This window comes from Bacillus cereus group sp. BceL291 (assembly GCF_051776705.1).
GTDB lineage: Bacteria > Bacillota > Bacilli > Bacillales > Bacillaceae_G > Bacillus_A > Bacillus_A cereus.
On sequence record NZ_JBPWAP010000008.1, the window covers coordinates 58,973 to 69,912 of the forward strand.

A 10,940-nucleotide genomic window follows, 5' to 3' on the forward strand; every position below is an offset into this window, starting at 1 on the left:
AATTTAAGGGGGAACATTATATGAAAAAAATGTCCAGACAAGAAAAAAGCTGGATATTATACGATTGGGCGAACTCTGTATACTCGCTCGTCATTACAACTGCATTATTTCCAATTTACTTTAAAGCAGCTGCAAAAGAAGCTGGACTATCTGGGGCAACTTCAACAGCATATTGGGGATATGCAAACTCATTCGCAACACTTTTAATTTCTATACTTGCTCCTATTCTTGGCACAGTTGCTGATTATAAAGGATTTAAAAAACGTTTTTTCACATTCTTCTTTGGACTCGGTATCGTATTTACAAGTATGTTAGCAGTCGTTCCAACCTCTCAGTGGTACTTATTGCTAGGGTGCTATATGCTCGCCTTAATCGGCTTTGCTGGAGCAAACATTTTCTATGATGCATTTTTAGTAGACGTCACTTCTGAAGATAGAATGGACCGAATTTCTACAAGAGGATTTGCATTAGGTTATATCGGGAGTACAATTCCTTTTATCGGTTGTATCGCTCTTATTATTCTTTCTCAAAAAGGAACTATTCCCTTATCGGTCGGCATTGCTAGTCAAATTTCCTTTGCAATAACAGCTCTTTGGTGGGGGTTATTTACAATTCCAATGCTAAAAAACGTAGAGCAAACACACTATATTGAGCGTCATCCAAGACCTATTAGAATGAGCTTCAAACGTCTCGCTGATACTTTTAAAAATATTAAAGAATATAAAACTGTATTTATGTTTCTAATCGCTTACTTTTTCTATATTGACGGAGTCGATACAATTATTACTATGTCTACCGCTTACGGAACCGATCTCGGTATTAGTGCAACGAATCTATTAATCATATTATTTGTAACACAAATTGTCGCTTGTCCATTTGCTTTACTATACGGAAAATTATCTGAAACATTTACTGGCAAAAAAATGCTATATGTCGGTATCATTATTTATATCATTATTTGCACATATGCTTATTTTTTAAAAACGACACTTGATTTTTGGATTTTAGCAATGTTAGTTGCTACATCTCAAGGTGGTATTCAAGCACTAAGTCGTTCATACTTTGCAAAACTAGTACCAAAAGAATCTGCTAATGAATTCTTCGGATTTTATAATATATTTGGGAAGTTTGCCGCAATTATGGGTCCGGTATTAGTCGGTGTTACAACGCAATTAACAGGAAAAACAAACGCTGGTGTTCTTAGTATTATTGTTCTATTTATTATCGGAGGATTCTTACTAACTAGAGTTCCAGAAAATAATACATCCGTTACACCACCTAGTCCAAAGACTAAAACGCTATAAGAAAAGATCCTCTTCTCATAAGAAGAGGATCTTTTTTATTTTTAAAGGTGCGCCTTATAATGAACGACTCTACTGCTTGTACAAAAATAATTTATCAACAGTTGTTCCTAATACTTCAGCTAAACGGAACGCTAACGCTAAGCTTGGATCATATTTATTATTCTCAATTGCATTTATCGTTTGTCTAGAAACCTTACATTTATCAGCTAATGCGCCTTGTGAAATATTATTTTCAGTGCGTAATTCATAGATTTGATTTTTCACACCATTGCTCCTAACCTGTAAAATCGTTTTTACAACATCAGTATATAATTGGCTCATATAGTTGTCAAAAGTTCCTCAAAGAAAAAAGGAGCAATATTGCTCCCTTACAATAGTTATTTTGAAGCTAATGAATTTGTTAGTGCCTCTTTGTTAGCGATATCTTCTTTCTTTATTTGCATACGTACAACTGGCCCTATCGCTAATAAAATAAGTGCCATCGCTATACAAAACACAGTAACTAGTGAAGTTAGTTCCTTTAATCCTCCAGCTAATGAAGTTCCAATTAGCATTGCCCCCATAAACAGTGGTAAAATCGTTCCATTTACTCTTCCAACCATATTTTCTGGTACAAGTTGAATCATAAGCGTACCGACAACAATATTAACACAAGCTAAACAAATACCTGTTCCAAATCTCATGAAACTAGTAATCCAAAATGATGTAGATAGCCCTTCTACTAAAAATGAAAGGGCTAATATACCCATACCGAATACAAACATCTTTTTCGGATTCACTTTTGAAGCGAAAACTGCAGCAACAATACCACCGAGTAACATACCTATTCCGTCAGCTGCCGCTAAATATTGAACAGCTTCTTTTTCCATACCTAAACGTTCAATTACAAGAAATACTTCTAATGGATTCGTTAATCCAACAGCTAAACCCATAATTGTAAAAGTGATCGTAATCATACGTAAATTTTTCGTATGAAGAACATACTTCCAACCTTCTTTTATATCATTTTTTAATGAGTCTCTCGCCACCTGCTCTTTTTCAACCCATTTTGGTAAGAATGAAAGGGCGATAGCAGATAACAAAAATAAAATGATTAAGCTATATAGTGATGTAAATAAACCAAGTTGTGTATACACAAGCGATCCTACCACTGGTCCAAAAATCAGAAATAATGACTGTAATGTTTGGTTAAATGCAATCGCATTTGCTACCTCTCCTTCTTTTACATAGCGCTTAAATATACGCGAAGATGAGGGCTGAGAAAACTGACCTACAATCGCGGAAATGAGTGTTGCAAAAAATATAGCCTGCCAATAATCCAGCTTTAACAACAAGACAATTCCTATAATAGACAGTACACTTAATACATCTCCAGCGACCATTGTTCTTTTCGGATTCCAGCGATCAGCTAGCGCACCACCGATAAACGAGAAAATAAAAATAGGTGCATATTCCATAACTGATAACAACGAAACAGAAACTGGATCATTATTCGTTCGCTCCATTATAAAATACAAAAGAGCCATATTTCTGATCCAAATTGCAAATTGTTGTAAAATATCAGACGCCATAACGAGCATAAATGCTCGGTTTTTAAATAAAGCGTTCATTTTCATTCCCCTTTCATAAACCGACCGTTCGGTCTAATTTATTTTGTAAGAAAAGCAACTGACCTATTATTCAGCTGCCATTCCTTTTAACAATACATCTATTGCCTTTTTATAAATACGTTTCAGCTCTTTATAATCTAATTCGTAGTAAAGCACTCCAAGTCCTGATAATAATCCGTTTACAATATACATAAGATCACGAGTATTATCTTCACGGAACTCTCCAGACTGTATACCTACTTCAATTAATTTCTCAAACATAACATATGATTCTCTAGTTAAAGCTAACAGTTCATCCAGAATCTCTTTACTTACAACTTGGCTCATAGAGAATTCCTCTATTGCATTTGAAATTGGTTGCTGTATGTCCTCTACATGATATTCCGCGAGACCATATAGTTTTTCAGTACTAGTGCTATACAACTTCTCTTTTTCATTCCATTTTTCAATCCAATCATACGTATGCTGTTTCACTACAAATAAAAATAATTCTTCTTTACTTTTAAAGTGATAATAAATACTTCCTTTACTTCGCTCTGTAATTTCACAAATCTCTTCCATAGATGTAGCTGCGTAGCCCTTCTGTGAAAATAGACTTTCTGCTTTATATGCAATTTCTTTCTTTATCTCTTCTGCGCTTCTTCTCATATTCACACCTCTTTAAACCGACCGTTCAGTCTAATAATAACAAATCAAAAACCTCTATCGCAAGAGGCTATATTCCTTATTTAAGAAAACGTACTTTCAAACCAAGTTCGAATCATATGTATGGTTCCAAATTTAAATGCTAATTTAACAAGAAATACGCCTCCCGCAGCTAATAAAAATAACACTACTTTCCCCTTATTTTTCACTTTCGGTTCCCTTTTCATTTCCATTCCCCTTAGTATGTTAAAAATATTAAACAAACGTTTGTTTAACTGTGTTTATGCATATGTAAGCCGACTAATCAAACGTTTGTTTAAAAAGAAATACGCCTATATAAGGCGCATTTTTATCAATCACCACCGCCACCACAGCTTCCTCCGCTATCTCCCCCAAAAGATCCTCCACAATCATGTGAGCCGCCATCATGCGAGCTATCATTATCAGATCCAGCAAAGAAAAATAATGGTGATGAGCTGTTAGATGAATTATGAATGTTATTTTGTTTTGTAAGATTTACCTTCTTTTTGTTCGATCGAACTGCTGTTACGATTGTTCCAACTACAACAAATAATAGTATGACAATAATAAATTCCATTTAAAAGCCTCCCTTATTCCTCGAATAATTGAATGGTTCTCTCTAGATTTTCAAGTGAAATGAAGCGTGATTCACGAAGAATTTCTTTTCCATTATGAAATAATAAAATTGTTGGCCCTGTAAATACTCCATATCGCCCCGCAATCTCCTGCATGTCTTGTAGTAATATCTCTATTTTCTCTACGTAATCATAATTCTCTAATACGCAATTTACTTTTCTTAGCATAACATCACAAACACCACAATTTTCCGTTTTAATAAACAGAAGTACCAATTGTTGTTCTTCGATATAGGTCGCTAATTCTTCTATCGTTTTAAATGTAGTCATCTTATCCCTCTTAGCGTAATTTACGAAATACTTTGTCTTGATACATACGAAAAGCTGAACTATCTTTAATCTTTCTCTTTTCCATTACCTGCTGAAAACGAAGCGTTTTTGCTGTTAACTCTTCTTGTAATTCTTTTCTCTCTGCTTCATCATAACAGCAAGCAATTAGATCCTCTATTTTTAATATATCTTTTTGTAGTTCCATTTCTGGTGGAATCATTCCCGCATTTTTTAAAATTTTATAACTCATTCTAAGTTCTGGAGGTACCATTGAAAGATCTTCTAATTGTAGTGGTTTTCCTTTTCCCGGAAGATAATCAAGATCACCATTCCGTATTGCTTGTCGAATTTTTTCTTCAGCAATGTTCAAAAACACATCCACACTATTCCCTCCTTTACATATTTTTACTATTATTTTACATGATATTTCCTTATCTTTCTACGTCTTTAATAATTGGCTCCATACAATTTTTTCTCAAATTTATTTATAATGAGCTATTTCCTCCCATACCAATCTTTCGTTTTCATATATAGTTTGTATTCAAGCCTTTTTGTATTGAGAAAGTCTTTTTCAACTTAATAAAGCGTTTACACTAAATCTTACATTTGTTACGATTTAATCACCCCCAGCTCCCTTGTATAGACTTCGTGATGTCTGATCATTTTATCTAGACGTTTCACACGTCTAGATTCATTTTGATTTATTGGCGTATGCCTTTAAATATATCTTTTATTTTGAAAGGAGAAATGGCTATGAGGTCTCAAAAATTCACACTGCTATTACTATCCCTACTACTTTTCTTACCTCTTTTTCTCACAAATTTTATTACTCCAAATCTCGCATTAGCAGATTCACCAAAGCAAAGTCAAAAAATTGTTGGGTACTTTCCTTCGTGGGGCGTTTACGGACGTAATTATCAAGTTGCTGACATTGATGCATCAAAACTTACTCACCTTAACTATGCTTTCGCGGATATTTGTTGGAATGGAAAACATGGAAACCCTTCTACTCATCCTGATAATCCAAATAAACAAACGTGGAACTGTAAAGAATCTGGTGTACCATTGCAAAATAAAGAGGTTCCTAATGGTACTCTCGTACTCGGGGAACCATGGGCTGATGTTACCAAATCGTATCCTGTCTCAGGGACAACTTGGGAAGATTGCGATAAATATGCCCGTTGCGGAAATTTCGGGGAACTAAAACGATTAAAAGCTAAATATCCTCACTTAAAAACAATTATTTCCGTTGGTGGCTGGACTTGGTCTAACCGCTTTTCTGATATGGCCGCTGATGAAAAAACAAGAAAAGTATTTGCTGAATCTACAGTAGCTTTTCTTCGCGCATATGGGTTTGATGGCGTAGATTTAGACTGGGAATATCCGGGCGTTGAAACGATTCCTGGTGGTAGTTATCGTCCTGAAGATAAACAAAATTTCACTCTCCTTCTTCAAGACGTCCGGAATGCTTTGAATAAAGCAGGTGCTGAAGATGGCAAACAATATTTACTAACAATCGCTTCAGGTGCAAGCCAACGCTACGCTGATCATACAGAACTAAAGAAAATTTCTCAAATACTCGATTGGATTAATATTATGACATATGATTTCCACGGCGGATGGGAAGCTACTTCTAATCATAATGCAGCTCTATATAAGGATCCAAATGACCCAGCAGCAAATACGAATTTTTACGTAGATGGTGCTATAAATGTTTATACAAATGAAGGTGTTCCAGTCGATAAACTAGTATTAGGCGTACCCTTTTACGGACGTGGCTGGAAAAGTTGTGGCAAAGAAAATAACGGACAATATCAACCTTGCAAACCAGGTAGTGATGGGAAACTTGCTTCTAAAGGTACTTGGGATGATTACTCTACCGGTGACACAGGTGTGTATGATTACGGTGATTTAGCAGCCAATTACGTTAATAAAAATGGTTTTGTACGCTACTGGAATGACACAGCTAAAGTACCTTACTTATATAATGCAACTACAGGCACATTTATTAGCTACGATGACAATGAATCTATGAAATACAAAACAGACTATATAAAGACGAAAGGTTTAAGTGGAGCAATGTTTTGGGAACTAAGCGGAGATTGCCGTACAAGTCCAAAATATAGTTGCAGTGGTCCAAAATTACTTGATACGCTAGTAAAAGAATTACTTGGTGGACCTATTAATCAAAAAGATACTGAGCCACCAACGAATGTTAAAAACATTGTAGTTACGAATAAAAATTCAAACTCAGTTCAATTAAACTGGACTGCATCTACTGATAACGTAGGAGTTACGGAATATGAAATTACTGCTGGAGAAGAGAAATGGAGTACAACAACAAATAGCATTACAATTAAAAACTTAAAACCTAATACGGAATACACATTTTCAATAATTGCCAAAGATGCTGCTGGAAATAAATCACAACCTACCGCTCTTACTGTCAAAACGGATGAAGCTAATACGACACCTCCTGATGGAAATGGTACTGCTACATTTTCAGTCACTTCGAATTGGGGCAGCGGTTATAACTTCTCGATTATAATCAAAAATAATGGAACGACTCCTATTAAAAATTGGAAATTAGAATTTGATTATAGCGGCAATTTAACACAAGTTTGGGATTCTAAAATTAGTAGTAAAACAAATAATCATTATGTAATTACGAACGCAGGATGGAATGGTGAAATTCCTTCTGGTGGATCTATTACAATTGGCGGTGCAGGAACAGGTAATCCTGCCGAACTTTTAAATGCCGTCATTAGCGAAAACTAGACGTAATATCCATTAATTACTTCACTAAAGTTTGAATTTAGGTTTGAGCAATACCTCCTAAATTCAAACTTTTAATTTTACGAAAAATCAAAAATATCTCAATAACTTGTTATAATTATATTTAGTTTCTAATATGAAGTTTATATGAAGTTTATTTGAATTTTACATGGATTTCCTTTAATTTCTATTGTCTTCCTATAATATCCATATTATCCTTTACATAAAGGAATTATTTTCATTCCATTTTGAACTATCTATATATATAAAGAAAGATAGTCACCTGTTAGGGAAAGGCTTTCGTATTATTATAAATATAACAAAAGAAAAAGCACGCTTATAAGCGCACCATAAGAGTGCTTCTTCATACAATTCTCATGTAAGAGTTCTCGAAAATCATGTTAATCACAAAGAAAAGGCATTAGCTCATAAAAGCTAATGCCTTTTCTTTATTCATATTGTTCAGCATTCCAATCTTCTATATTCCATACTTTTGTTATCCACGATTCATAGAAAGAAGGTTCATGTGAGACAATTAAAACCGTTCCTTTGTATTGTTGTAATGCTTCCTATAAAGCCATCTTAGTTTCTACATCCAAATGATTAGTCGGTTCGTCTAAAATTAAAACATCAGCTTTTTCTATTTTTTCATATAAGGAGCTAACACACTTAAAATCTCTTCTTTATCCTTTTTTAATTCAAGTGATGTTAACATATCCATCTTTCTCGGCCTAGGTAATTTCACTTGTACCTCGCCAACTATTGACGCTGGTCTTTGAGATAAAATAAATACGCGATCTGAAAGCAAGATTGCCTCATCTAAGTCATGTGTAACCATAACGATTGTTTGCTTCTCTTGATGCCAAGAGTTTAAAAGCCAGCTATGTACTTCCATTTTTGTAAATGCATCTAATTTACCAAAAGGCTCATCAAGCAGCATAATTGGCTTTTCACATAAATATGTGCGCAGAAAACTAATTCTTTGACGCATACCACCAGACAATTCATCTGGATAATGGTTTGCATATTCATCTAGTTCGAACTGCTTTAATGCTTCCATTCCTTCTGTCAGCCTTTGTTTTTTCGGCTTTCCTTCAATTTCTAACGGAAGAACGATATTTTGCAAAGCTGATCGCCACGGTAGTAATAAATCTTGTTGTGGCATATAACTAACAACATCTTGCTCTTGTACTTGCTTATCGTTATACGTTACGTTCCCGCTTGTTGGTTTTTCAACATTTGCAATCATGTTTAATAATGTGCTTTTCCCGCAACCACTCGGTCCTACAAAGGAAACAAACTCTCCCTCTTGTATAGAGGCACTAATATTCTCTAATACATTCTTTCCGTCGAAAGATTTCACTATATTTTTTATTTGTAATCCGCTCATTTTTCACTTGGAAGGAATTCATTTGTAAAAGCATCTTTTACATCGATTTTCTTTTTAATAACTTTGTTGTCATATAAGAAATTCATGTAATTCGTCCAAATTTCTTCCTTCTGTACTCCCCATGCTTTAGCATCATCTTGATACTTCGTACTTAACCATTTTTGGCTTTCTTGAACTAAATCTTTATTCACATCTGGAACAGCTTTAATTAAAATATCAGCAGCCTCTTTCGGTTCCTTAATTGCAAAATTATAACCTTCTGTCGTTGCACTCATAAACTTTTTCACAAAGTCTTTATCTTGCTTCGTATGTTTTTCACTCGTAATAATAACAGGACTATAGAAATCAAGCGCTGGATCTAAGTCCTTCACCATAATCGTATTTAACTCTTTTCCTTGACGCTTCGCTTCAATACCATCCCAACCGTAATAAATCCATTCGAAATCTGCATCACGGCCAATTGATTTAAAGAAATCTGTTTGTCCTAAGATGATTTTTTCAACTTTATTAAAATCAGCTTGATGTTTATCCATAATCGTCTTTAATGTCGCTTCTTCTGCTGGTCCTCCCCAGCCGCCGTAACGTTTACCTTCAAAATCTTTCGGTGACGTCATATTGTCTTTCTTAAGCGATGCAAACGCTGAAGTGTTATGCTGAATAATCGCTCCTACAGATACAACAGGAATTCCTTCTACACGAGCTAACGTTACATTTTCTTGTGCACTTATTGCGAAGTCTGCTTTTCCTGATGCTATCATTTGCTCTGCTGTTACATTGTCACCTGGTTGAATAATTTCTACATCTAATCCTTGCTTTTTGTAATAATCTTTCGTTTTCGCTACATACAAGCCAGTATGATTCGTATTTGGAAACCAATCTAATACTACTTTTACTTTTTGATCTTTACTTGCACTTTCTTCTTTCTTCGCCGGATTACATCCAGCCACACCTACCGCTACTAAGGCAGCTAACATAACTTTCAAACCTTTTTTCATTTTCTGCCGTCCTTTCTATATATCCATGGTGCTGTTATTCTTGCCATAAACTCTACGATAAAATACAGGCATAATGTCACCATAACGATGATTGCTGCAACACCAAATACTCGGGCAGTCAAAAAGGATTTTGTAGCCCTCGTAAGCATAACACCTAATCCTTCACTTGCACCGAGCCATTCTCCGATAATTGCCCCCATTACGCTATATGTAACTGCAATTTTTAAACCTGAGAAAAAGTATGGGAGCACTGCTGGAAATTTTACCTTCTGGTAAACTTGCCATTTCGTCGCCTTCATTGTTTGTAACAGTTTCAGCATATTTTTATCTACTGTTTGAAAACCTTCTAAAATACTAAGCGCAATTGGGAAGAAACAAACGAGTATTACGACCATTACTTTCGGCAACATCCCATATCCAAACCAAATAATAAATAGCGGTGCAAGTACAACAATTGGAATTGTTTGCGAAATAACGAGCAATGGATTTATTAAAATACGAAATAACGGTATAACGTCCATAATAATTGCGATGCTCGTCCCCAATAAAATTGCAAAGAATAGTCCAATTATAACTTCCTGCAGTGTTTGCATCGTATTTGGTAATAGTAAATCTTTCATCCCAATTAATTCTTGAACAATGGCAGAAGGCTTTGGTAAAATCCACGGTTCGATTTTAAATAATGAAACAGATCCTTCCCATATCGCAATGAGAAGGATAAGCCAAATAGTTGTAATAAGTTTAGATTGCTTCTGGTTTTGCATATTCATCACGGTACTTCCAAACCTTTTCATCTATCGTTACACCAGTGCTTGGACGATAATGGATTTTAATAGAAGTAATCACTTCTTCTGCTCCAGCGTCGACGCAAGCTTGTTGCGCACGTTTAACGACATCAAGAAGTACATCTAATTCTCCTTCCAAAGTTGTTTCCATTGCCCCTACTTCATAACGAACTCCCGATTGTTGCACAACTTCAATTGCTTTATCGACAACAGAATATACATCTTTCGTTTTCGCTTGTGGTACTACTGAAAATGACATTGTAACTTGTTGTGACATAATAAAATCCCCCTTATAAAATTAAATTTCAAAAATAAGAAAAGGCTTTCCTACTGCGTAGGAAAGCCTTGTATGCAAGTTATTACAGAATAACATATGCTACATCACTTTAAGTAACTCCCTACGCTGGCATTATCCAGATCAGGTTGAGGGTCGATGTTTACTTACATCCTCTCAGCCAATTGGCTCCCCGGTCCTTAATTCGTTTTCATTGTAGCATGATTTATTTTATT

At 35.1% G+C, this 10,940-nt stretch carries 13 protein-coding genes, 1 pseudogene and 1 riboswitch; of the genes and pseudogenes, 2 read left to right on the plus strand and 12 right to left on the minus strand.

Annotated features, from left to right (window positions below):
- The first annotated feature begins 20 nt into the window (after positions 1 to 20).
- Complete coding sequence (locus tag ACS2CR_RS08450) at positions 21 to 1,304, plus strand: MFS transporter (RefSeq protein WP_000738812.1); 1,284 nt, start codon at positions 21 to 23, stop codon at positions 1,302 to 1,304.
- Positions 1,305 to 1,373: 69 nt separating this feature from the next.
- Here the strand turns inward: ACS2CR_RS08450 and ACS2CR_RS08455 are convergent, their stop codons facing one another.
- The 7 genes from ACS2CR_RS08455 to ACS2CR_RS08485 all read right to left on the minus strand — a co-directional run bounded on the left by ACS2CR_RS08455 (position 1,374) and on the right by ACS2CR_RS08485 (position 4,867).
- The gene (locus tag ACS2CR_RS08455) at positions 1,374 to 1,625 is read right to left on the minus strand and encodes a helix-turn-helix transcriptional regulator (protein WP_002023181.1); all 252 of its coding nucleotides are present in this window, start codon (positions 1,623 to 1,625) and stop codon (positions 1,374 to 1,376) included.
- A 56-nt stretch (positions 1,626 to 1,681) separates the two neighbouring features.
- On the minus strand, positions 1,682 to 2,914 hold the full coding sequence (locus tag ACS2CR_RS08460; RefSeq protein WP_000992568.1) for an MFS transporter: 1,233 nt from the start codon (positions 2,912 to 2,914) through the stop codon (positions 1,682 to 1,684).
- 66 nt (positions 2,915 to 2,980) lie between these two features.
- Positions 2,981 to 3,562, minus strand: a complete 582-nt coding sequence (locus ACS2CR_RS08465; RefSeq protein WP_001254434.1) for a TetR/AcrR family transcriptional regulator — start codon at positions 3,560 to 3,562, stop codon at positions 2,981 to 2,983.
- Positions 3,563 to 3,642: 80 nt separating this feature from the next.
- Positions 3,643 to 3,786 (minus strand): hypothetical protein, encoded by a 144-nt coding sequence (locus ACS2CR_RS08470; RefSeq protein WP_000817981.1) that lies wholly within the window; start codon positions 3,784 to 3,786, stop codon positions 3,643 to 3,645.
- 125 nt (positions 3,787 to 3,911) lie between these two features.
- On the minus strand, positions 3,912 to 4,157 hold the full coding sequence (locus ACS2CR_RS08475; RefSeq protein ID WP_000394369.1) for a hypothetical protein: 246 nt from the start codon (positions 4,155 to 4,157) through the stop codon (positions 3,912 to 3,914).
- A 13-nt stretch (positions 4,158 to 4,170) separates the two neighbouring features.
- Positions 4,171 to 4,485: a thioredoxin family protein gene (locus ACS2CR_RS08480; RefSeq protein WP_000206517.1), complete on the minus strand. Its 315-nt coding sequence runs from the start codon at positions 4,483 to 4,485 to the stop codon at positions 4,171 to 4,173.
- Positions 4,486 to 4,495: 10 nt separating this feature from the next.
- Entirely contained in the window at positions 4,496 to 4,867 is a 372-nt protein-coding gene (locus ACS2CR_RS08485) for a DnaJ family domain-containing protein (RefSeq protein ID WP_016111321.1), read from the minus strand.
- A gap of 371 nt (positions 4,868 to 5,238) precedes the next feature.
- Here ACS2CR_RS08485 and ACS2CR_RS08490 point away from each other — a divergent pair, with 371 nt between their 5' ends.
- The gene (locus ACS2CR_RS08490; RefSeq protein WP_053512352.1) at positions 5,239 to 7,263 is read left to right on the plus strand and encodes a glycosyl hydrolase family 18 protein; all 2,025 of its coding nucleotides are present in this window, start codon (positions 5,239 to 5,241) and stop codon (positions 7,261 to 7,263) included.
- A 446-nt stretch (positions 7,264 to 7,709) separates the two neighbouring features.
- Here ACS2CR_RS08490 and ACS2CR_RS08495 read toward each other — a convergent pair.
- From ACS2CR_RS08495 to ACS2CR_RS08515, 5 genes and pseudogenes are all read right to left on the minus strand, one after another.
- Positions 7,710 to 7,904 (minus strand): annotated as a pseudogene (locus ACS2CR_RS08495) (ABC transporter ATP-binding protein); the annotation flags it as partial.
- The gene (locus ACS2CR_RS08500) at positions 7,901 to 8,650 is read right to left on the minus strand and encodes an ABC transporter ATP-binding protein (RefSeq protein WP_053512353.1); all 750 of its coding nucleotides are present in this window, start codon (positions 8,648 to 8,650) and stop codon (positions 7,901 to 7,903) included. The gene ACS2CR_RS08500 and the pseudogene ACS2CR_RS08495, both read right to left, overlap by 4 nt.
- Positions 8,647 to 9,645: an ABC transporter substrate-binding protein gene (locus ACS2CR_RS08505; RefSeq protein ID WP_000715568.1), complete on the minus strand. Its 999-nt coding sequence runs from the start codon at positions 9,643 to 9,645 to the stop codon at positions 8,647 to 8,649. The genes ACS2CR_RS08500 and ACS2CR_RS08505 overlap by 4 nt, the downstream gene beginning before the upstream one ends.
- Positions 9,642 to 10,415, minus strand: a complete 774-nt coding sequence (locus tag ACS2CR_RS08510; RefSeq protein WP_001057166.1) for an ABC transporter permease — start codon at positions 10,413 to 10,415, stop codon at positions 9,642 to 9,644. The genes ACS2CR_RS08505 and ACS2CR_RS08510 overlap by 4 nt, the downstream gene beginning before the upstream one ends.
- On the minus strand, positions 10,387 to 10,707 hold the full coding sequence (locus ACS2CR_RS08515) for an MTH1187 family thiamine-binding protein (protein WP_000082906.1): 321 nt from the start codon (positions 10,705 to 10,707) through the stop codon (positions 10,387 to 10,389). The genes ACS2CR_RS08510 and ACS2CR_RS08515 overlap by 29 nt, the downstream gene beginning before the upstream one ends.
- A gap of 101 nt (positions 10,708 to 10,808) precedes the next feature.
- Positions 10,809 to 10,910: riboswitch (TPP riboswitch) on the minus strand.
- Positions 10,911 to 10,940 lie beyond the last annotated feature (30 nt).